Genomic DNA, 22,783 nt, shown 5'->3' with positions numbered 1-22,783 from the left:
CCCTATTGCATGATGAAGGTTTGCTGGGCAGTGTCGACGGCGTAGTTTTTGGCGCTGTCCCAGTAGGTGAAGGTGTAGCGCACGACATCGCCTGCCTTCAGGCCGCCGGCGGTGTAGCTGTTGATGCCGGCATTTTGCGTCATCCGCACGTTCTGCTGGCCGCCATTGTTGACGGTGTAGTGCACGTCGGCCCAGCTTGAACTGGTCAGCGAAAACTTCAGCATCGTTGCGCTGGCCTGGACGGCGGCTGGCGTTGGTGTCGGAGTCGGCGTTGGTGTCGGCGTTGGCGTTGGCGTTGGCGTTGGCGTCGGTGCAGGAGTCGGCGTCGGTGTGGGAGTTGGCGTCGGGGCCGGCACGCCGCTATCCCAGATGATGTCATCCACCGACATCTGGAACGCCGACTGCGGCAAGGCCGCGCCGTCACTGGCGATCTGGAACAGGTCCAGCATCGATTGCAACGCGACTTTGCTCCCTGCCAGGTCGGCAATCGGTATCGTCGCCGTACCCCAGTCGCCATTGCGCACCAGCCCGTAAGTGGTCGCATTCGCCGGGAATTTCACTGCGTTCTGGTTCGTGTAGGTATCCTGCACCCCTACCGTGAACGCGACGTTCGCAGGGATCTTGATCTTCAATTTCATATTGCCGTTGCGGAATCCGCTCATGTCGCGCGCCTGGCGCGATTCCACGCTGCCGCCAAACCACGAGCCCGGCTGGTTGAAGCTCCACGACATGGCGTTCGCGCCCTCATACGGCGCGATGGTGCCGGCCGTGGTCGAGGCGGTATTCCAGACGAAAACGTCCGAGGTGGTCCCCGCGTTCAGCTTGTTGTTGACCACGGTATTGTCCGTGAACACGCCAAACTTGCCCACTTCCGCCGGCGTCTGGTTACCCAGCTTGACCGACCCCTTGCCGTCCAGCTGATACACGCGCACGTAGTCGACGTACATGGTGCCCGGCAGCGGCGCCGTTACCTGCGCCGGCGTGGCCGCGTCGGTAAAGTTGCCGCCCACGGCCAGGTTAAACAGCAGATAGAACGGCGCCTGCAGCGCGGTCGAGTTGACCGGCAGCGGGCTGTTGTACATATCGTATTCCAGGCCGTTATCCACCACCGTGAAGCGCATCTGCGATTCGGTCCAGTAGAAGCGATAAATCACGAAACGGTTGGCCAGCGATTGCGCCGGCGTGTACCAGTTCTTGGTCTGCCACGCGGTGGAGGCGGCGCAGCTCTCGTTGCCGGTCACGCACGCGGCTTGCTGCCAGGTGATCACATTGGCGCCGGTGAAGTTGTCGATGGCTGGCGTCGGCGTGCCGGCCGCTGCGCGGCTGCTGGCCTTGTGCCCCATCTCGACGATGTCGATCTCGCCCTTGCGCGGCCACGCCTGCGGGCTGGTGCCCAGCATCCACGCAGCCGGCCACAAGCCCGTGCCCAGCGCCGGCGTCGCCATGCGGATCTCGACCATGCCGTACTGCACCTGCACCTTGTTGAACGAGTCCAGTTTGCCGGAGGTGAACACGTTGCTGCCCACCGTCTGGCTGCGCGCCTGGATCGCCAGCGCGCGCGTGTTCGGCTCGAACGGCACGTTGACCAGCGACAGGTTGTTGGGACTGTAGTATTCCAGCTCTTGATTGCCGTAACCGCACAGGTTGATCTGGCAGCCATTGCCGTCGTAGGTATTCCACAGGCTGGTGTTCAACGTGGCACCGTTGAACTCCTCCGACCACAGCAACTGCCCGATGACAGGACTGGTGACGCTGGCCATCGCGGGGGCCGCATACGCCAGTGCAATGCTGGCGGCGACGGCGGACAAAACGAATTTCTGGTGGTTCATTATGTCTCCTTTTATTATCACTCCACGCAAGTTGGAAACGATTCCAATTGCTGTTGAAAATATATTCCCATAAATATTTTTTGTCAACGGCGGTGCGCAAACGGAACGCGTTGCTGTAATAAATAGACAACTGCGACACAATTCCGTATGCTAGACCACGCAATACCCATTGCTAACGAGCATGGGAAATATGAAAACGGTTACTCGTGCGCAATTTCTTTTCCTTTTTAGCTAGCCGGGCAGCCTGGGCACTGTTGTGTGCGCTGGCGGCGCCGCTGGCCGCAGGCGCGCCGTCGCCGTGGAAACAGCTGGCGCCCACCATGTTCGAACACCTGGTGCCGGCCGAGCGTGGCTTTCCCAGCCCGGTCACCATGAGCATCGCCCAGGATGGCGACGGCTTCCTGTGGTTTGCCACCCAATCCGGTCTCGGTCGCTGGGACGGTTACCGCATGCGCAATTTCTTTTACCGTGCCAATGACCCGCATTCGCTGCCGGCCGACTTCGTGCAGACCTTGCACGTCGACCCGCAGGGCCGGCTGTGGCTCGGCACGACCACCGACGGCGTCGCCATGTACGACAAGCGCAGCGAGACCTTTGTGCGCTATCCGGCCGGCCCGAAAGGCCTGAGCAGCCCGGCTGTGGCCGCTTTGGCCAGCGATCCACGCGGCGGCCTGTGGGTCGGTACCGCCGCCGGCCTCGACTACATCGACCTGCCCCACGGCGGCGCCATCCGCCACTATCCGCGCGCCAGCGACGCCGCCGGCGGCGCGCGCAGCAACCAGATCCGCTCGCTGCTGACCGAGGCCGACGGCACGCTGTGGATCGGCTCCAACGCCGGTCTGGCGCGGCGCGACGCCGCCAGCGGCCAGGTCGCGGATCTGCCGGTCGCTGGCGTGGACGACGCCGTGCTGTCGCTGGCCAGCAACCGCGCCGGCGAAGTGCTGTTCGGCACCACCAAGAGCGGCATCGGCGTGGCCAGCGTGGCGGTCGGCGCGCGCCTGCTGCAACTCGACCAGGTCAAGGACGCCGCCGACACCATGGTGCTGTCAATCGCCGAAATCATGCCCGGCACCTGGTGGGCCGCCACCTATGGCGGCGGCCTGATCGAATTCGACATCAACGGCCACAGCCGCCGCATCCAGCACCGCCCGGCCATGTCAATCAGCCTGGCGCACGACCGCACCGCCGCCATCTGGCGCGACCGCAGCGGCCTGGTGTGGGTGGCCACCGAGCGCGGGGTCGACATCCACAACCCCGCCAACCGCACCGTCGACACCATTCTCGACGGCGCCGGCCTGGCCGAGATTTCCGCCTTCGCCTTCATGACCGACAGCGGCGGCCGGCTGTGGGTCGGCCTCGGCGACCAGGGCATCGACCTGATCGACGCCGACGGCCGCCGCCACGCCGGTCTGCGTCCCGACGCCAGCCGCCCGGACAGCGCCCTGCCCAACCGCCTGGTGCTGAGCCTGACCGAGGCCGAACCGCAGGAAGCCTGGATCGGCAGTTCGCTCGGCCTCTACCACACCAGCGGCCTCGGCACGCAAGTGCGGCGCGTGCCGTTGCCGCTGGGCGATCCCTATCCGCGCATCGCCAGCGTGCTGCGCCAGGGCGAGGTGCTGTGGCTGGGCCTGCCTTCCGGCCTGATGCGCTACGACCTGCGCAGCCGCAGCGCCACCCTGTTCACCCAGGGACCGCCCGGCAGCGGCGGTCTCAGCGACAACCGCGTCAGCGTCATGCGCGAAGGCCCGGACGGCGCGCTGTGGATCGGCACCCGCAAGGGCCTCAACCGCTTCGACCCGGCCAGCGGCAAGGCCGAACAGATCCTGCCCGGCGGCGATCCGGCCACCTCGCTGCCGGCCAGCTACATCGGCTCGCTGACTTTCGACCAGCAAGGCCGGCTGTGGGTGGCCAGCAGCAGCGACGGCATCGCCATCCTCGACGGCCGCAACGCCGACGGCACGCGCCGCTTCCGCCGGCTCGACGTCAGTTCCGGCCTGCCGGTCAATAACGCCGCCGCGCTGCAAACCGACCGCAGCGGCCGCATCTGGGCCTCGACCTCGGACGGCATCGCGTCGATCGACAGCACCACTTTGCAGGTGCAGGTGCTGGACCGCGCCGCCGGCCTGGTGTTCCAACCCTACATCACCAACGCCGCCGGCCAGACCGCCAGCGGCGACATCGTGTTCGGCACCTCGGGCGGCTACGTGGTGGTGCAGCCGGTGCCGGCGCAGCCGTGGGGCTACCAGCCGCCGCTGGTGGTCAGCTCGGTGCGGCTGGACCATGACATCGTGCCACCGGGCGGCCTGCTGGGCGCCGACGGCGCCGCGCTGGAGATTCCCCCTGGCACCCGCAAGGTCGAGGTCGAAATCGCCGCGCTCGACTATTCCGCCAGCCAGCGCAACCGCTACGCCTTCCGTCTCGACGGCTACGACAAGGACTGGGTCGAGGCCGACGCCAGCCACCGCGCCGCCACCTACGCCAACGTGCCGCCCGGCCACTACCGCCTGTACATGCGCGGCAGCAACCGCGTCGGCGCCTGGAGCCCGCACGAACTGAGCATGGAGCTGCACTTCCTGCCAGCCTGGTACCAGACCTGGTGGGCCCGCCTGGGCGCGCTGCTGGCGGTGCTGGTCTGCGCCTGGGGCACCTACCGCTGGCGGGTGCGCAACCTGCAACAGCAGGTGTACTCGCGCACGCTGCACCTGGAGCGGGTGCACGCCATCGTTAAGTCCATCAATGACGAGCTCGACTTCGACGCCCTGCTGCACACCATCCTGCGCGAATCGTCCGCCATCGGCGACGTCAACGTGGCCTATGCGCTGATTTCGCAATCGCCGGGCGGGCCGATGGCGATCCGCGCCCGCTGGGGCTACGACGCCCTGCCTTCGGCGCGCGACGGCGTCTCGCCGCGCGCCGCCCAAACCCAGTTCGTCGACGCCGCCGTGGTGATCGCACCCGATATGTTCCTCAAGCAGCGCACCATGCTGGCGGTGCGCATCCGCGTCGACAACCAGGTGCAGGGCTACCTGGTGTTCAAGCAGAGCGCGCCGTTTGTGCGCAAGGACCTGGAAATGTTCAAGGCGCTAAAGGAACCGTTTGTCTCGGCCTTCCAGAAAGCCAGCGCCATCAGCGCCATCCAGCAGGCCCGCGCCGACGCCGAGGCCTCGACCCGCGCCAAGAGCGAGTTCCTGGCCAATATCAGCCACGAAATCCGCACGCCGATGAACGCCATCCTCGGCTTTGCCGGGCTGGGCGTGCACCTCGACCTGCCGGCCAAGCCGCGCGATTATTTCACCAAGATCGGCCGCGCCGGTCAGAACCTGCTCAACATCATTGACGATGTGCTGGACTTCGCCAAGATCGAGTCCGGCAAGCTGGAACTGGAAACGGTGCCGTTCGACCTGTCCGAAACCCTGGCCCAGATCGCCGACCTGTTCTCATGGCGGGCGGCGGAAAAAGGCCTGGAACTGCTGGCCTGGGCCGCGCCGGAAGTGCCGCTGCAACTGGTAGGCGATCCGCTGCGGCTGAACCAGGTGCTGGTCAACCTGGTGGGCAACGCGCTCAAGTTCACCGCCGACGGCCATATCGGCCTGCGGGTGGAGCTGTTGGACGGCACGGCCGCCTCCGCCCCAGGCACGCCGGTGCGGCTGCGCTTCAGCGTCGAAGACAGCGGCGTCGGCATCAGCGCCGAGCAGCAGGCGCGCCTGTTCCGCGCCTTCTCGCAAGCCGACACCAGCACCACCCGCCTCTACGGCGGCACCGGCCTCGGCCTGGCGATTTCGCAGCAACTGGTACAAGCCATGGGCGGCGTCATCGGCATCAACAGCACGCCCGGCCAAGGCAGCTGCTTCTTCTTCGACCTGAAACTGCAACGCCAGGCCGACGCGCTGCCGGCGCCGGTACCGTTGCCGGCCGACGCCGCCGGCAAGCGGATCCTGGTGGTGGACGACTGCGCCATGCTGCGCGACATGCTAGGTCGCCAGTTGCGCGCCGACGGCTTCGCGGTGCACGCCGTCACCAGCGGTGCCGAGGCGCTCGATTACCTGGCCACACAATCAGCCGACCTGGTGCTGCTGGACTGGGATTTGCCCGACCTCGACGGCGCCGAGACCGCGCACCGCATGCACCAGCTGCCGGGCCACGCACAACTGCCGCTGGTGCTGATGATGACCGAATTCGCCCGCGATCCGGCGGCGCAGGCGGCCGGCCAGGCCGACATCGCCACCATCCTGGTCAAGCCGCTGACGCCGCCACAGTTGCTGGACGCGGTGCTGGTCGGTCTTGGGCTGGCAGCGCCGGCGCGGCCGCCGGTGGCGGTCTCGGCCTCGCTGTCGGAAGCGGCGCAGCGCATCGCGGGCGCCCACGTGCTGGTGGTCGATGACAACGTCATCAACCAGCAGGTGGCGCGCGAAGTGCTGCTGCGCGCCGGCGTGCGGGTCGAACTGGCCAGCAGCGGCGCCGACGCCCTGGCGCTGGTCGACCTGGCGCCGTTTGACGCGGTGCTGATGGATATCCAGATGCCCGGCATGGACGGCTACGAAACCACCGCCCGCATCCGCGCCCAGCCGCGCCACGCGCAACTGCCGCTGATCGCCATGACGGCGCACGCCGTACCCGGCTTCCGCGAGAGCAGCCTGGGCATGGGGATGAACGATTACGTCACCAAGCCGATCGACCCGGAGCGGCTGTTCACCGTGCTGGCCGGCCAGATGCAGCATACGCCGGAACGCGCCGCAGCCGCCGGCTCCGCCGTGACGGCCTTGACTGCGGCAGCCGTCGCGCAGGACCACATCCCCGCCCTGCCCGGCATCGACATGGATGCCGCGCTGGCGCGGCTGGGCGGCAACGTCAAGCTGCTGAATGTGCTGCTACAACGCTTTGTCGGCGACTTTGCGCCGGCGCCGGAGCGGCTGCTGGCCGCCATCGAGAGCGGCGCCTACGAGCAGGCGGCGCTGCTGGTGCACAAGGTGCGCGGCGCGGCCGGCAATCTGTCAATGCCGGAGTTGCACCGCGCGTCGGGCGAGCTGGAACAATTGCTGATGGCGCCGCAACGCGCGCCGCTGGAAGAGGCGCTGGCCGCCTTCGCCGCTGCGCTGGAACGCGTGCTGGACGGCGTGCAGGCACAGCGCGGCGAAACCCGGGATCAGATCGCGTCGGTTTCGCCGTAACGCAATTCCACCATGCTGCGCGGACCGTCCGCAGCCGGACCGCAGCCGCACATGGCCACCACCGCGTGGCGTAGATGATCCAGGCCCAGCGTCTTCTCGATGTCGGCGTCGTTGATGGCGGCGGTGATGAAGGCCGGCAGCCCGGCCTCGGTCGCCAGCAAGTAGAAGGTCTGCGACAAATGGCCAGCATCCAGCGCCACCGCGCGGAACGCCTTCTGGTGATTGCGATACTTCCAGTAGCTGCGCTCCAGCCGCGCCACCAGCACCACTTGCAGCGGCGCTCCCGACAGCCAGTGCTGGTCAGCCAGCATGTAGCGCGACAACGCGGCGGCGGCTTCATGGTCCATGGTCTCCAACGGCCGCAATTCGTGCGCCATCGGGTGATAGTGGTACAGGCCCGGCGCCACGCCGTCGACCCGCTGCGCCAGCACGAAGGCTTCGATCGGATGCAGGCCGCCGCCGGACGGGCTAGTCTTCTTCAGCACCTCGGAATGCGGCCCGACCTGGCGCACTTCCTGCGCGCCGAAAGTGCGTTGCAGCAGCCGCGCCACGACCTCCAGCGGCACACTGGCTTGCAAATCGTAATTCCTTCCGGTGTAACGTTGCAACAGCTGCTCGTCCATGCGGCCCGCTGCGGGCGCCGGCAGCGCGATGGCCTGTTCGGGATGGATGTCCAGCGTCGGCGGCGGCGGTTCGCCGAAGCGGTCCAGCAGCGCCTGGAAGCTGGGCGCCTCCATACCGGTTTCCTCGACCACGCCGCGCCAGCGACCAAAGGTATGCGCCAGCGCCGACAGCGGCCGCCAGTGGGTGTCGCGCAGCGTATCGTCGCGCGCGCGCTGGGCCGCGTACTGCGGCGTGTCGCCGATCAGCAATCCCAGTTCCAGCAGTTTGGCGATGCACACTTCGCCGTATTCCTGCTCGGCGGCGCTGCGTTCGCGCCACACCGTTTGACTGGCGCCGCCCAATGCGGCCAATTGCGCAGCATCAATCGTGATTTCCTGGTCCAGGTGCGGCGCCAGCGCCACCCAATGGCTGCTGGATGCCAAAGCGTTGCCGCCGGACAACACCGTGCGCCAGTCTATCGATAAATCTTCGCGCGACTCTATGTACAAGACGGCGCAGCGGCGTAGTTTCATGGGGCATCCTCTCAGGCCAAGATACGACGAAGTCTAGCGCACGGTTATTGATCTGGCAATTAAACTCTTGGCAAGCAGCACGCTTTGTCGTAGCATGGATTGGAAGCCACGACCGTGACTTCCTATCCTTTTGTAAGGGCTCATTCCATGCATACTTCGAACGAACTCCGCTCCATCCTCGACAAACTGGCCAGTGATGACAAGTTTCGCACGCAATTGCAGGCCGACCCGGTAGCCACCCTGGCCAAGCTCGGCATTACGCTGAGCGCCGACCAGGTGCCGGACCACATCAGCCTGCCATCCAAGGCCGATATCGCAGTGGAACAGCACGAGTTGCAACGTGAACTGGAAACCACCGCCGCCATGATTCCATTCCTGCTGTCAGGCGCGCTGGTCGCGGCTTAATCTCTTCCCTAGTCAATCGTCACCGCTACTTCGCGGTTACGATTGGCTGCATTCCCGGCATAGTCTTCGGCGTCGATACGCAGCAGATAATTGCCGGGACCTAGCTCCCCTACCTTCCAGCCGCCCGGCGTCAGTTTCCCGTTGATCAGCTTGTTATTGATGGCGTAGGCAAAACGCGTCTCGCTGGCGCCATGCACGGTGATGCCACTGTTCGCCGCATAGGCTAGTTTGACTGCTTCGCGGTTGCGCGGCAAGCGGTCATACTGCTGCGTCACCACCGGCACGCTCACGCCCGGAATGATCTCGCCATCCTGATTCAGCAGCTGGTAGCCCAGCTTGTACAGGCCGAGACGGCGGCGCGCCTGGTTGCCGTTGATCTGGTCGCTGGCCTCCACCACGATCTGCACCTGGCCCAGGCTGCGCGAGATCAACAGGCGGCCGTCGCGCTTCTCGGTCAACAGCTTGCCGTTGGCGTCGATAATACTGATGCTGTGGATGGTCGGCGCGATGCTGTCTTCCAGGTCGATGAACGGCAGTTGCAGCGGATTCAGTGCGCCACCGTTGGGCTTGTAATCCAGATGGACATGCGCCATGCGGTTGACCGTACCCAGCGTTTCGCCGGCCACGAAGCGCGTGCCGCGCCGCACCCGCACCGCGTCCGCCACGCCCTTGTCGTTCCTCGACAGCAGGAAGCGCGGATCATTGAACAGCTTGTCCTTGGCGTCGCGCCCGACGCGCAGGTGGATGTAATGCAGGCTGCCAAACGCCAGCCCTTCCGACAATTCACCATAGCCCGAGCTGGCGCGCGGATCGCTGACCTTGCCAGGCGTGATGGTCAACACCGGCGTGCCGATCGCCGCCTGCACATCCATGCCGGCATGGAAATGGTCGCGCCGCTCGCCGTTGAAATCGCCGCGCACCTCGCCCATCAGGCCGACCACCTCATGCGCCTTGTTCTGTGGCGCTACCGGCCACTGCATGGTGGCGCTGCGCGACGGCGCGCCCGGCAGCGGCTCGTCGGCCACCGGCTCGGTGTCGGCGCCGACCATGGCGATGTGATGCAGGCGGAACGTCGCGCCATCGGTGACGAACAGAGTGCCGTCCTTGAACACGGCGATGCCGCGCGGCGAGTACAGGCGCACGCTGCCATCCGCGCCATAGCCAGGCTGGGCCGGATGATCGACATCCTGCAAGGCCGCCACCTGCCCCTGCGGCGTGATCTGCGCCACACGGCCGTGGGCGCTGCTGGCGATGTACAGGAAACCGTCCTTGGTGACGGCGATGCCGACCGGCGAGCGCAGCAGCGAATCGCGCTCGTCGTCCTTGGCCTCGGCAATGGTGCTGACGTTGCCGTCCTTGCCCAGCTTGCGGATCGCGTGGTTGGAGGTGTCGGCGATATACAGTTCGCCGGTGGGGCCGAGCGCGATGCCGGTCGGCGTATCGAACAACGCCTGCTCGCCGGCGCCATCGGCCATGCCGGCACGCTTGCCGCCGGCGAGGGTGCTGACCGTGCCGTCCGGCGCGATGCGGCGGATGCGGTCGTTATAGGTATCGGCCACGTACACCACGCCAGCGCCATCCACTGCCACGCCCACCGGACCGTTAAACTGAGCGGCGGCGCCCTTGCCGTCCTTGCTGCCGGCCAGACCGTCGCCGGCCAGCGTCGACACCGTGCCATCGGGCTTGATCTTGCGGATGGCGTTGTTGCCGGTGTCGGCCACGTACAGATTGCCGGCGGCGTCGATCGCCAGCCCGGACGGCGTGTTGAACGCAGCCGCCGTGGCCGGGCCTTCCGCGTAGCCCTCCGTGCTGCCGGCCAGCGTGGTACTGATGCCGTTCAGGTCGATCTTGCGGATGCTGTTGTTATCGCCGCCATCGGCGACGTACAGATTGCCCTGTGCATCCAGCACCACACCGAACGGATCGGCAAAGCGCGTGCGCTTGCCGCTGCCATTGCTACTGCCCGGCAGACCGTCGCCAGCCAGCGTGGTGACACGCGCATGCCACTGCACCGGCGTGCCGTTGGCTGCGGACGGCGTCTGCGCGCTGGCCTCGGCCGCATGTTTGGAAGAATGCACCAGCACATATGCCACGCCGCCGCCGACCGCGGCGCCGCCCAGCATCAGGCCAGCCAGTAAGAGTTTGAATTGAGTAGGAGACACTTGCCGGAACCTAAACGTTGACTTATAGAAAGCTTAACCGATCTACGGCACGTTGCGGCGAAAAAAAAAGCCCGCTACTGAGAGCGGGCTGAAGTCTATTTCCTTGGAGGAGATAGAGGAGACAGGTGAATGATGCTGCATTGCGACATATAAAGCTAATTTATCTTAGCAATAGCAGAGATTCACCAGCCGCATAATGTCACAGCATCATGCCGCCCGAGGCTTCGATGCGCTGGCCGTTGAACCATCTACTCTCGTCCGACAGCAGCACCGCCACCGCGCCGCCGATGTCGTCCGGCAGCCCCACCCGTCCCAGCGCCGTGTTGGCCGCCACCATGGCGTTGACCTGCGGATTGTCGCGCACCACGCCGCCGCTGAAATCGGTAGCGATCGCGCCCGGCGCCAGCGTGTTGACGCGGATGCCGCGCTCGCCCAGTTCCTTGGCCAGATAGCGCGTCAACACCTCAATGCCGCCTTTCATCACTGCGTACGCCGCCTTGCCCGGCATCGAGAAGCGCGCCAGGCCGCTCGACACGTTAAGGATGCTGCCGCCGTCGGCCAGCAGCGGCAACAGCGTCTGCGTCAGGAAAAACACGCCCTTCAGGTGCACGTTCATCAGTTCGTCAAACTGCTGCTCGGTGGTTTCCGCGAACGGCACGTTGGCGCTGTTGCCGGCGTTATTGACCAGTGCGTCGAACGTCTGGCGGCCGAACTCCCTTTCCAGCAGCGCGGCGAAACTGGCCTTGAATGCGGAGAACCCGGCGATCTGACCGGCGTCCAGCTGCAGCGCCGCCGCCTTGCGGCCCAGCGCCCGCACTTCCGCCACGGTGGCGTCGGCCGCATCCGAGCGCGCCTGATACGTAATGACCACATCCCATCCGGCCCGCGCCAGATGCAGCGCAGCAGATTTGCCCAAACCCCGGCTGCCGCCGGTAATCAATGCAATACGGTTACTCATGATGTCTTCCTTTCTGGATGGCGGTCGCCATGTGGACCACCCAGACTAGAGTCTAAATCCGTATAATCAACAGATAAACTGCGTTAAATCGACATCACTGATCCAAAAATGAAGACAATCCCCTCCACCGATGACCTGCGCATTTTTCTGTGGGTGGCACGTCTGTCCAGTTTTTCGCGCGCGGCCGAGCAGTTGCAGCTGCCGCGCACCTCGATTTCCAACGCCATCCAGCGGCTGGAGGACAGGCTAGGCGCCCGCCTGCTCCAGCGCACCACGCGCCGCGTGCAGATCACGCGCGAGGGCGCCGAACTGCTGGAACGCGCCGAACGCCTGCTGGACGACCTCGACGACATCGGCGCGCTGTTCCAGCAAGGCAGCCAGTTGCAGGGGCGCATCCGCGCCGACATGCCGCTTGGCATGGCCGCCGGCGTCGTGCTGCCGCGTCTGCCCGAATTCCTGAAACGCCACCCGGGGCTGCAAATCGACATCTTCAGCACCGACCGCCGCGTCGACCTGCTGAGCGAAGGCTTCGACCTGGTGGTGCGCGCCGGCGCCGTGGTGGATGAGTCGCTGGTGTCGCGCCCGCTGCTGACGCTGGCGCTGATGAACGTCGCCAGCCCCGCCTACGTGGCCGCGCACGGCCTGCCGACTACGCTGGACCAGCTGGCGGACCACTGGCTGGTCAACTACCAGCCCAATCCGGCCAGCCAGCCGGCCGCGTTCGAATATTTCGACGCCGCCAGCGGCAATAGCGTGTACCTGCCGATGCGCCACAAGGTCACCGTCAACAACAGCGTCGCCTACAACGCCGCCACCCACGCCGGACTGGGCATCGCGCAAATCCCGGCCTCCCGGGCCCGCGTCGAGATCGCCGCCGGGTTGCTGGTGTCGGTGCTGCCGCACCATCCAGCAGCGCCGATGGCGGCTCGCATCCTGTTCCCGCACCGCCGCAACATCCCCCAGCGGGTGCGCGCCTTCGCCGACTGGATCGTCGACATCACACGCGCTGAAGCAAACTGATAACAGCATAAAAAAAGGGCCGAGTCCCGCAGTGCAGGACTCGGCCCTTCCAGTATTTCCAGCCTGACGCTTACTTGCTGTCGGCAGCGTACGGCAATACGCGCGATGCCATGCGGGTGTCGGTTTTCAGCAGGCCCACTTCATCGGCCAGAATGTGCACCGCTTCGTTCAGCAGCACATCCTTGGCCGCCTTGGCCTGCTTCTCCGCTTCCAGCTCGGCCGCCAGCGAACGCTCGGAACCCTGCAAGCCGTCATCGCTACGCAGCGCGCCTTTCACGCCCGCCACTTTCGGCGTTTGCGCCTGCTTGCCGGTCGGCGTCTTGGCCGATGCCGAGATCGCCTTGTTCAGCGCCTCTTTCGGATCCGGCACCAGGATCGGATCATCCGCGCCCGGCGTCGGCGACAGCAGACGTGCTTCGCGCAGCTTGGAGCGGGCTTCCTGCTGGTCGCGTTCCTTGCGGCGCACCACTTCGTTCAGCGACACCGAATTTTCCTTGCGCTGCTTCTTGACCAGCGCAATGTCCTCGGCCAGGTACTGGAAGTCCTTGTCCTTGGCGACGCGGGCGTCATGCTTCTTGTCCAGCAGCGGCACGATTTCCTTGACGTCGCCGGTCGGGATGTAGACGGCCGGCTTGATCTGCGTCCACGGCAAAGCGTTGTCGTAGCTCGACTCGCCGAAGGTGTCGGAATCGCCCATGGTCGGCAGCTTGATGTCCGGCGTCACGCCGCGCAGCTGGGTGGTGCCGCCATTGATGCGGAAGAACTGCGCAATGGTGAACTTCAGTTCGCCGTAATGCACTTTGTCGCTCTGTGCAAAGCGGTCCAGCCCAAACAGCGTCTGCACGGTGCCCTTGCCGAAGCTCGGCTCGCCGATGATGACGCCACGGCCGTAATCCTGGATCGCCGCCGCGAAAATCTCCGAGGCCGAGGCCGAACCGCGGTTGATCATGACGCCCAGCGGACCATCCCAGGCCATGCCGGGATCGGTGTCGCTCTCGACTTCGACCTTGTTCTCGCCGTTACGCTGCATCACCACCGGGCCCTTGTCGATGAACAGGCCGGTCAGTTCCACCGCCTCGGTCAGCGAACCGCCGCCGTTGTTGCGCAGATCGATCAGCACGTTGTCGACCTTGTCCTTCTTCAGCTCGACCAGCAGACGCTTGACGTCGCGGGTGGCGCTCTTGAAGTCCTTGTCGCCCTTGCGGCGCGCTTCGAAGTCCATGTAGAAAGTCGGCAGCGAAATCACGCCGACGCGGCGCTTGACGTTGCCGTCCTTGATTTCATACACGGCTTTCTTGGCCGACTGCTCTTCCATGCTGATCTTCTGACGCACCAGCGTCACGAAGGTGTGCTTGGCGTCCGGACCGGCGTCGGCCGGAATGATCTCCAGCTTGACGGTCGAATCTTTCGGGCCGCGGATCAGCGCCACCACGTCGTCCAGGCGCATGCCCAGCACTTCGGTGATTGGCGATTTGTCGTCCTTGGCCACGCCGACGATCTTGTCGCCGACCTTGATCTTGCCGGACAGGCCAGCCGGGCTGCCGGTGACGACTTCGCGCACCACGGTGTAATCGTCGCGGCTTTGCAACACGCAGCCGATCCCTTCCAGCGACAGGCGCATGGCAATGTCAAACGCATCGGCCGCGCGCGGGCCCAGGTAGTTGGTGTGGGGCTCGATCGACATCGCATACGCGTTCATGAAAATCTGGAACACGTCTTCGGCGGTCAGCTTGCGCGACGGGCTGAGGTAGCCTTCGTAGCGTTTGTCCAGCGTTTCTTTGATCGACTTGTCGTCCTTGCCGGCCAGCTTCAGGCGCAGCCATTCGTTCTTGACGCGCTTGCGCCACAGGTCCTTGACCTCGGCGTCGCTCTTGGTCCAGTCGGCCTTTTCGCGGTCGTACTGGTAGGTTTCGTCGGAGGTGAAGTCGAACTTGCCCTGCTTGACCAGTTCGCGTGCATAGGCGATCCGCTCGTTAAAGCGCTGCTGGTAGAGGTTGAAGATGCCGAACGGCACGCTGAGATTCTGGCCGGTGATGGCGTCATCCAGGCGGGTGCGCACGATGGCGTACTGGTCGATATCGGCCTGGGTGAAGAACATTTTTTCCGCGTCCAGCGACTTGAAGTAGCGGTCGAAGATTTTCTCCGACATCGCATCATCGAGTGGCACCGGCTTGTAATGCAGCTTGGTGAGGACCCGCGAAGCCCACAATGCCGCATCGGTCTGGCCGGGCTGTGGTTTGAGAGGGGTGTCCGCCGTTTTCTCTGGCACGGCGGCGCCGGCCTGCACTGACAGGGCCGCCAACACGGCCACCAACAGTAGTTGCTTCTTCATCGGCATTGCTCCCGGACATATTGATTAAGTTTTGCCCCATTTTACAGGCTAGCGCACGCATGGGGGGCTGGTATTTCAGAGTTTCTCTGGCTAAGCTTAAGGGCGGCTGAAACACCACATTCTTCACCCCGTTTTACTAGGTAGATTTACTTACGCTTTCACACGTTTTCATCCAAGTCATTGTTTTATAAATAGAAATCTTTTGAATAGCTCTTCGGTTTTATTGCTTTTTGGCAAAAATGTGCTATTCTTCTGATCTTAGTTTCATGTTGACGGCCCGCCAGGCAGCACTTACGGCAGTGTCCATCGCCTACGCAAACGCTCCCCCGCCCCTGGAGCCTGCTCGATTCCGAGCGACCTCAAACCGCTGTACCTTTTTCTCTAAAGAGATCAATGAAAACAATAATGATGAATCCTCGTAACTGGGGTGTCGGTACTAAGATTACCGTTTTTACGTTCGCCCTGATCAGTGTCATTCTGGCATTGCTGCTGACGCTGATTAACCTGAGCACCTCGGCCATGCTGAAAGACCGCGCCAAGGCCAATGTGGCGTACAACCTGACCGGGATCAGCAACACCGTCGAGGTGTTCAATTCCGCCATGATGAACGAAGCGTCCAGCTTCGCGCGCCTGTTTGCCTCCGACTTTAACGACGCCCCGTTCACGCTCGATCCGTCCACCACCGTCGAAATCGCCGGTAAGCCGACTCCGTCGCTCAAGCATGGCGGCAAAACGCTCAACCTCGACTTCAGCATTCCAGATAAATTCACCAGCGACACCGGCGTGGTCGCCACCATCTTTGCCGCCGATGGCGAGGAGTTCGTGCGCGTCACCACCTCGCTGAAAAAAGAAAACGGCGAGCGCGCCGTCGGCACCCAGCTGGACCACGCTCACCCGAGCTACCCGCTGCTGCGCGCCGGTAACAGCTACATCGGCCTGGCCACGCTGTTCGGCAAGCAATTCATTACCCAGTACGACCCGATCAAGGACGCCAGCGGCAAGATCATCGGCGTGCTGTTCATCGGCCTCGACATCTCCAAGAACATGGATGTGCTGAAGCAGAAAATCAAGGCCATCACGATCGGTGAAACCGGCTATATCTATGTGCTGAACGCGGCGCCCGGCAAAAACCTTGGCAACGTGCTGGTGCACCCGGCCAAGGAAGGCGACAACCTGCTGGAAATGAAGAGCGCGGACGGCCGCAACTTCGTCAAGGAGATGCTGGACGCCAAGGAAGGCAGCCTGACCTATGACTGGGCGGACAAAGACAACGGCGCGGCGCGCGAGAAGATGGTGGAATTCCATACCTTCAAGCCATGGAACTGGCTGATCGTCGGCGGCACCTATACCGAAGAAATCACCCGCGAAGCGGCGCAACTGCGCAACCGCTACGCGCTGCTGGGCCTGGTTGCGCTGGTGCTGTTCGCGGTGGTGCTGTTCCTGCTCGTGCGCGCGGTGGTGTCGCGGCCGCTGGCGCGTGCCGAGGAAGCCGCCGAGCGCATCGCCGCCGGCGACCTGGACGTGCATCTGGAAATCCACAACAAGGATGAAATCGGCCTGGTGCTGCGTTCGCTGAACAATATCAGCGACAACCTGTCCGGCGTGGTCGGCCAGGTGCGCCGTGGCGCCGAGCAGATCACCACCGCCTCCAGCGAAATCGCGCAGGGCAACCTGGACCTGTCGCAGCGTACCGAAGAGCAGGCCTCCAGCCTCGAAGAAACCGCCGCCTCGATGGAAGAGCTGAGCAGCGCCGTGACGCAGAATGCCGAGAACGCCTCGCAAGCCAACCAGATGGCGCTGGCCGCTTCCGGTATCGCCGCCAAGGGTGGTGAGGTGGTGGCGCAGGTGGTCGAGACCATGGGTTCGATTACCGATTCGTCGCGCAAGATCGCCGACATCATTTCGGTGATTGACGGCATCGCTTTCCAGACCAACATTCTGGCGTTGAATGCGGCGGTCGAAGCGGCCCGTGCGGGCGAACAGGGCCGTGGCTTTGCCGTGGTGGCGTCGGAAGTGCGCAACCTGGCGCAACGCTCGGCGACCGCCGCGAAAGAGATCAAAGAGTTGATCGACGATTCGGTCAACAAGGTGGAAACCGGCAGCAAGCAGGTGGAAAAAGCCGGCACCACGATGCAGGAAGTGGTCGATAGCGTGCGCCGCGTGACCGATATCATGGCCGAGATCAGCCACGCCAGCGAAGAGCAGCGCGCCGGCATCAGCCAGGTGCATGAAGCGGTGACGCAGATGGACCAGGTCACACAGCAGAATGCCGCGCTGGTGGAACAAGCCGCCGCAGCCGCGCAAGCCTTGCAGGATCAGGCGCATGAGCTGGAAGATGTGGTCAAGATCTTCAAGCTGGGCAGCCAGGCCGGCCAGCCCGCGCTGCGCCAGGACCGCTATCTGTCGTTGAAGTAATCCAGCTCGCCAGCCGCCAAAGCCGCCACGTGAAAACGTCGGCGGCTTTTTTATTTTATAATGGAAAAATGTCCACCTTCCTCCAGCGCCGGCGTCTGACCAGCCTGATCGTCTCCCTGGCGATCCTGCTGAACCTGTACGCCCCGGCCATCAGCCACGCGATGAGCGTGCTGTCGGCCACTCCGCTGGCACTGGACATTTGCAGCGCTGCAGCGGCCAGCGGCGCTGGCAAGCCCGCGCCAGGCGGCCTGCCAGCGCATGGCATGAAACACTGCATGCTGTGCGCCGTCCACAGCGGCAGCGACGCGCCACCGCCTGTCTCCAGCGGCCTAATGGCCGTACTGGAAGGCCACGACATCTATCCCGCGCTGCGCCCCGCCGCTGCGCCGCAACAGCCGATCTGGCCCGACGCTCAGCCGCGCGGCCCGCCTGCCGGCGCCTGACTCCGTCCGCCGCAGCGCCACGCGTCCGTATCGCCTCATGCCGGCATCGCCACATGCCCACGTACCGACGCAGCGCCTGCCTTAGTAACATCCCTACAGGATTATCTATGCAACGCCGTCTATTCATTTCGTCGTTGGCCGCCCTGCCATTCGTGGCCGGCAGTGCCCACGCCGCGTCCGGCTTCACCGCCATCGACATCACCGGCAGCGCCATCGGCCCGGATTACCAGCTGTTCTACACCAACGGCAAACCGGCCGCGCTGCGCGACTTCAAAGGCAAGCTGGTGCTGCTGTTCTTCGGCTTCACCCAATGCCCGGACGTATGCCCGACTGCCCTAGCGCGCGCGGTGGAAATCAAGCGTCTGCTGGGCGCCGATGGCGACAAGCTGCAAGTGGTGTTCGTCACGGTCGACCCGGAACGCGACACCGCGCCGCTGCTAAACGACTACATGCGCGCCTTCGACCCGAGCTTTGTCGCCGTGCGCGGCAACCTGGACCAGACCGCCAAAGCGGCCAAGGACTTCAAGATTTTCTACCGCAAAGTGCCGAGCGGCAGTTCCTACACCATGGATCACACCGCCCTCACCTACGCGTTCGACACCAGCGGCAAGATCCGTCTGGCCATGAAACACGCAGAAACCGCCCAGCAGTGCGCCGATGACCTGCGCCTGCTGCTCAACCCCAAGCAAGAAACCGGATTCCTGAAAGGACTCTTCAAATGAAAAAGATACTCTCCCTGCTGTTGATGGCCGCGCTGCCTGCGCTGGCTCAAGTGACTGTCGGCGAACCGTGGGTGCGCGCCACCGTGGCCGCCCAAAAAGCCACCGGCGCCTTCATGACGCTGACTTCGACTCAGGCCGTCAAACTGGTTGCCGTCAGCTCGCCGGTGGCCGGCACGGTCGAAGTGCACGAAATGAAAATGGTCGACGACATGATGAAGATGCGCCAGCTGCAATCGCTCGACTTGCCGCCCGGCCAACCGGTCAAGCTGGCGCCCGGCGGCTATCACCTGATGCTGCTGAACCTGAAGCAACCGCTGAAGGAAGGCGACAAAGTGCCGCTGACGCTGGAAGTGGAGGACGCGCAGAAGGTGCGCAGCAAGATCGTCGTCGACGCGCCGGTCAAGCCATTAACCGCAACGCACTGATCATCCACCACGCCAATCCGGCGATCAGCAGATAAGGCCACGACTGCAGCGAGATTTTCCAGTCTGTCGTCGATGGCCAGCACGCCAGAAACTGTGGCGCGACGGCGAAAGCCAGCGCCACATCAATCCACTGGAAATGCAGGCCGCTGCGGGTGCGCCACCAGGCCACCACAAACGGCAGCACCGCCACCGCAAACGGCGCCAATGCCGACGGCGCGGCGTTGTACCAGCGCACGTGCGTCAGCCGCACCGATCCCAACTCCCAGCCACGCGCGATACGACGCGGAATCACCGTAAAACTCGCCGGCCGCGCGCCGGTCAACTTGCCGGCGACCAAGTGCGCCAGCTCGTGGCAGATGGTGCCGGCCAGCGTGAACAGGAAAAAGAAGGGATGGCGCGCCGACAGGACGCGGATCACCAGCGCCAGCATCAGGGACGGCGCCAGGTAGATCAGGATGTCGCGATGGTCGCAGAACCACGAAGGCGCCAGCGCGCTGCATTCGAACAGGCTGTTCATGCGGCATCCTCGCACGGCGTTGGGATGGCGTCAATTCTGCCACCTATGAGAGAGATGGCCGCTGCCAGTTCAAGGGATTCAGAATGACCAGCGGCCGCCTACAATCTGCGATCCTCCCCTCATTGCGAGAACATACCATGCAAGATTTACTGACTCCCCAAAACGCCGCCCTGGTGCTGCTCGACCAGCAGGCCGGCCTGCAATTCGCCGTGCAATCGATGGAGCGCCAGACGCTGCTGAATAATTCGGTGGCGCTGCTGGAAACCGCGCTGGCGTTTGCCTTGCCGACCGTGATCAGCACTTCGGCCAGCAAGGTCTACAGCGGCCCGCTGCTGCCCGACCTGCACGCGCTGGCGCCCGACCATCCGGTGCTGGAGCGCCGCAACATGAATGCGTGGGAAGACGATACGGTGCGCGCCGCCATCGAGGCGACCGGCCGCAAGAAGCTGGTTTTCTCCGGCATGCTGACGGAAGCGTGCATCACCTTCGCGGTGCTGAGCGCGTTGGAAGCAGGCTATGAATGTTACGTGGTGGGCGATGCGTGCGGCGGTCTGACGTTGACCGGGCATGATCTGGCGCTGCAACGGATGGCAGGCAAAGGTGCGCAGCTGACCAGCTGGGTGCAGGTGCTGCTGGAACTGCAACGCGACTGGACCCGTCATGAAACCTATGACGCGGCCCGCGCGGTGATCGAGAAGAACGGCGGCGGCTATGGCGTGGGCTTGCGCTACGCCAAGCAGATGCTGACGCCGCTGTAACCCAAAAACGAAAAGGGTCCGACCCCGTATGGGGTCAGACCCTGGCCGCATCGGTGTGCGGGTTGCGCCGGTGCCGCATACGTGCATCGGCTAGCTTTTACACCGCGTCGATAGCGGCGTTGAACGTCGCGCTTGGACGCATCACAGCCGTGGTCTTGGCTGGGTCCGGCTGGTAGTAACCGCCGATTTCCTGTGCCGAACCCTGCACGCTGTTCAGTTCGTCAACGATCTTGGTCTCGTTTTCCGACAGCTGCTTGGCCAGCGGCGCGAACTTGGCGGCCAGTTCCGCATCATCCGTCTGCGCTGCCAGCGCCTGGGCCCAGTACAGCGACAGGTAGAAGTGGCTACCACGGTTATCCAGCTCGCCGGTACGGCTCGATGGCGACTTGTTGTTGTCCAGCAGCTTGCCGGTTGCAACGTCCAGCGTCTGCGCCAGGATCTTGGCTTTGGCGTTGCTGTTCTTGATGCCCAGCTCTTCCAGCGACACCGCCAGCGCCAGGAACTCACCCAGCGAATCCCAACGCAGGTGATTCTCTTCCACCAGCTGCTTGACGTGCTTAGGCGCCGAACCGCCGGCACCGGTCTCGTACATGCCACCACCGGCCATCAGCGGTACGATCGACAGCATCTTGGCCGAGGTGCCCAGTTCCAGGATCGGGAACAGGTCGGTCAGGTAATCGCGCAGGATGTTGCCGGTCACCGAGATGGTGTCCAGGCCGCGCGAGACGCGCTCCAGGGTGTAACGCATGGCGCGGGTCTGCGACATGATGTGGATTTCCAGGCCGCTGGTGTCGTGATCTTTCAGGTAGACCTGCACTTTTTTGATCACTTCGGCTTCGTGCGGACGGTAGGTATCCAGCCAGAACACGGCAGGCATACCGGACTGACGCGCGCGGGTCACGGCCAGTTTGACCCAGTCACGGATCGGCGCGTCCTTGACCTGGCACATGCGCCAGATGTCGCCCGCTTCCACGGTCTGGGTCAGCAGCACTTCGCCGGTGGCCAGATCGGTGATGTTGGCGATGCCGCCTTCAGCGACTTCGAAAGTCTTGTCGTGCGAACCGTATTCTTCAGCTTGCTGCGCCATCAGACCGACGTTCGGCACGGTGCCCATGGTGACCGGGTCGAAGTTGCCGTGCCATTTGCAGAAGTTGATCATCTCCTGGTAGATACGGGCAAAGGTCGACTCAGGCATGACTGCCTTGACGTCGGCGGTGCGGCCATCGGCGCCCCACATTTTGCCGCCGATGCGGATCATCGCCGGCATCGATGCGTCAACGATGACGTCGTTCGGCGAGTGGAAGTTGGTGATGCCCTTGGCCGAATCGACCATGGCCAGCTTCGGACGGTGTTCCAGGCAAGCGTGCAGGTCTTTCAGGATCTCGTCCTTCTGCGACGCTGGCAGCTTTTCGATTTTCTCGTACAGATTGGCCATGCCGTTGTTGACGTTCACGCCCAGCTCGTCGAACAGCTTGGCGTGTTTTTCAAACGCGTCCTTGTAGAAGATACGCACGCAGTGACCGAAGACGATCGGGTGCGACACCTTCATCATGGTGGCCTTGACGTGCAGCGAGAACATCACGCCGGTTTTGTAGGCGTCGTCGATTTCTTTCTCGTAGAAGTCCAGCAGCGCTTTTTTGCTCATGAACATCGAGTCGATGATTTCGCCGGCTTGCAGCGAAACTTTCGGTTTCAGCACGATGGTTTTGCCGGAGGCGGTGATCAGCTCCATTTTGACGTCGCGCGCTTTATCCAGCGTCATCGACTTTTCGCCGTGGTAGAAGTCGCCGGCGTGCATGTGCGACACGTGGGTGCGCGACGCCTGGCTCCATTCGCCCATCGAGTGCGGGTGCTTGCGGGCGTATTCTTTCACCGCTTTTGGCGCGCGGCGATCGGAGTTACCTTCGCGCAGCACTGGGTTCACGGCCGAGCCGGTGCACTTACTGTAGCGGGCTTTCAGGGCTTTTTCTTCGTCGGTCTTCGGATCGTCCGGGAAGTCCGGCAGCTTGTAGCCCTTGCCTTGCAATTCGCGGATCGCCGCTTGCAGCTGAGCAACGGAGGCCGAAATGTTCGGCAGCTTGATGATGTTGGCTTCCGGCTTCAGCGTCAGCGCGCCCAGTTCAGCCAGGGTGTTCGGGACTTTTTGCTCGTCGGTCAGGAATTCAGGGAACTCAGCCAACACGCGCGCAGCGACCGAAATGTCGCTCGCAACCACGTCAACGCCAGCTGGTGCGGTGAACTTCTTAATAATTGGCAGCAGGGAATACGTTGCCAGCAGTGGCGCTTCGTCAGTCAGCGTGTAGATGATTTTTGGATTTTGTGTTGCCATGTTCATTCCCTCGTAATCGATCGGTGCTATGGAGTAATTCCGCCCGTTATTTTAAACCCTCAAGGCCCGCTTTGTGCAAACGATGCCAGAGTATTCATAAGCAGGCTTGTCATCATACAACCCAGGCCTGCACTGCCGTGGTGCATGTGTATAGAAATCAACAA

Annotated in this window: 15 protein-coding genes; 8 read left to right on the top strand and 7 right to left on the bottom strand. The window is 63.7% G+C overall.

Features of this window, described 5'->3' with window-relative positions; genetic code table 11:
* Positions 1 to 2: 2 nt before the first annotated feature.
* On the bottom strand, positions 3 to 1,829 hold the full coding sequence (locus tag HH213_RS23915; RefSeq protein ID WP_169113897.1) for a glycoside hydrolase family 16 protein: 1,827 nt from the start codon (positions 1,827 to 1,829) through the stop codon (positions 3 to 5).
* A gap of 206 nt (positions 1,830 to 2,035) precedes the next feature.
* On the opposite strand from HH213_RS23915, the gene HH213_RS23910 reads away from it, so the two are divergent.
* Positions 2,036 to 6,997, top strand: coding sequence for a response regulator (locus tag HH213_RS23910; protein WP_169113896.1), 4,962 nt, complete (start codon positions 2,036 to 2,038; stop codon positions 6,995 to 6,997).
* On the opposite strand, the gene HH213_RS23905 is transcribed toward HH213_RS23910, so the two are convergent.
* Complete coding sequence (locus HH213_RS23905; RefSeq protein WP_169113895.1) at positions 6,973 to 8,133, bottom strand: putative peptide maturation dehydrogenase; 1,161 nt, start codon at positions 8,131 to 8,133, stop codon at positions 6,973 to 6,975. The genes HH213_RS23910 and HH213_RS23905 overlap by 25 nt on opposite strands.
* A gap of 147 nt (positions 8,134 to 8,280) precedes the next feature.
* Here HH213_RS23905 and HH213_RS23900 point away from each other — a divergent pair, with 147 nt between their 5' ends.
* Complete coding sequence (locus tag HH213_RS23900) at positions 8,281 to 8,538, top strand: NHLP-related RiPP peptide (RefSeq protein WP_110847574.1); 258 nt, start codon at positions 8,281 to 8,283, stop codon at positions 8,536 to 8,538.
* Between the two features lie 8 nt (positions 8,539 to 8,546).
* Here the strand turns inward: HH213_RS23900 and HH213_RS23895 are convergent, their stop codons facing one another.
* Positions 8,547 to 10,700 (bottom strand): gluconolaconase, encoded by a 2,154-nt coding sequence (locus tag HH213_RS23895; protein WP_229263133.1) that lies wholly within the window; start codon positions 10,698 to 10,700, stop codon positions 8,547 to 8,549.
* Between the two features lie 199 nt (positions 10,701 to 10,899).
* Positions 10,900 to 11,658: an SDR family NAD(P)-dependent oxidoreductase gene (locus HH213_RS23890; RefSeq protein WP_169113894.1), complete on the bottom strand. Its 759-nt coding sequence runs from the start codon at positions 11,656 to 11,658 to the stop codon at positions 10,900 to 10,902.
* Between the two features lie 108 nt (positions 11,659 to 11,766).
* Between HH213_RS23890 and HH213_RS23885 the strand changes: the two genes are divergently transcribed.
* Complete coding sequence (locus tag HH213_RS23885) at positions 11,767 to 12,678, top strand: LysR family transcriptional regulator (protein ID WP_217363461.1); 912 nt, start codon at positions 11,767 to 11,769, stop codon at positions 12,676 to 12,678.
* 70 nt (positions 12,679 to 12,748) lie between these two features.
* On the opposite strand, the gene HH213_RS23880 is transcribed toward HH213_RS23885, so the two are convergent.
* On the bottom strand, positions 12,749 to 15,010 hold the full coding sequence (locus HH213_RS23880) for a carboxy terminal-processing peptidase (protein ID WP_169113893.1): 2,262 nt from the start codon (positions 15,008 to 15,010) through the stop codon (positions 12,749 to 12,751).
* A 408-nt stretch (positions 15,011 to 15,418) separates the two neighbouring features.
* Here HH213_RS23880 and HH213_RS23875 point away from each other — a divergent pair, with 408 nt between their 5' ends.
* From HH213_RS23875 to HH213_RS23860, 4 genes are all read left to right on the top strand, one after another.
* Positions 15,419 to 17,425, top strand: a complete 2,007-nt coding sequence (locus tag HH213_RS23875) for a methyl-accepting chemotaxis protein (RefSeq protein WP_110848066.1) — start codon at positions 15,419 to 15,421, stop codon at positions 17,423 to 17,425.
* A 68-nt stretch (positions 17,426 to 17,493) separates the two neighbouring features.
* A complete protein-coding gene (locus HH213_RS23870; protein WP_169113891.1) occupies positions 17,494 to 17,868 on the top strand; it encodes a DUF2946 family protein in 375 nt (124 codons plus the stop codon).
* Positions 17,869 to 17,975: 107 nt separating this feature from the next.
* A complete protein-coding gene (locus tag HH213_RS23865) occupies positions 17,976 to 18,590 on the top strand; it encodes an SCO family protein (protein WP_110847569.1) in 615 nt (204 codons plus the stop codon).
* On the top strand, positions 18,587 to 19,015 hold the full coding sequence (locus HH213_RS23860) for a copper chaperone PCu(A)C (RefSeq protein ID WP_110847568.1): 429 nt from the start codon (positions 18,587 to 18,589) through the stop codon (positions 19,013 to 19,015). The genes HH213_RS23865 and HH213_RS23860 overlap by 4 nt, the downstream gene beginning before the upstream one ends.
* Here HH213_RS23860 and HH213_RS23855 read toward each other — a convergent pair.
* Positions 18,990 to 19,532: a hypothetical protein gene (locus HH213_RS23855; protein ID WP_169113890.1), complete on the bottom strand. Its 543-nt coding sequence runs from the start codon at positions 19,530 to 19,532 to the stop codon at positions 18,990 to 18,992. The genes HH213_RS23860 and HH213_RS23855 overlap by 26 nt on opposite strands.
* Before the next feature lie 137 nt (positions 19,533 to 19,669).
* On the opposite strand from HH213_RS23855, the gene HH213_RS23850 reads away from it, so the two are divergent.
* On the top strand, positions 19,670 to 20,290 hold the full coding sequence (locus HH213_RS23850; RefSeq protein ID WP_169113889.1) for a hydrolase: 621 nt from the start codon (positions 19,670 to 19,672) through the stop codon (positions 20,288 to 20,290).
* A 97-nt stretch (positions 20,291 to 20,387) separates the two neighbouring features.
* On the opposite strand, the gene HH213_RS23845 is transcribed toward HH213_RS23850, so the two are convergent.
* Positions 20,388 to 22,619 (bottom strand): NADP-dependent isocitrate dehydrogenase, encoded by a 2,232-nt coding sequence (locus HH213_RS23845; protein WP_169113888.1) that lies wholly within the window; start codon positions 22,617 to 22,619, stop codon positions 20,388 to 20,390.
* Between the last annotated feature and the right edge of the window lie 164 nt (positions 22,620 to 22,783).

It is taken from the genome of Duganella dendranthematis (assembly GCF_012849375.1).
GTDB lineage: Bacteria > Pseudomonadota > Gammaproteobacteria > Burkholderiales > Burkholderiaceae_D > Rugamonas > Rugamonas dendranthematis.
The sequence above is the reverse complement of the archived record's forward strand: the minus strand, read 5'-3'. Positions and strand labels throughout refer to the sequence as shown.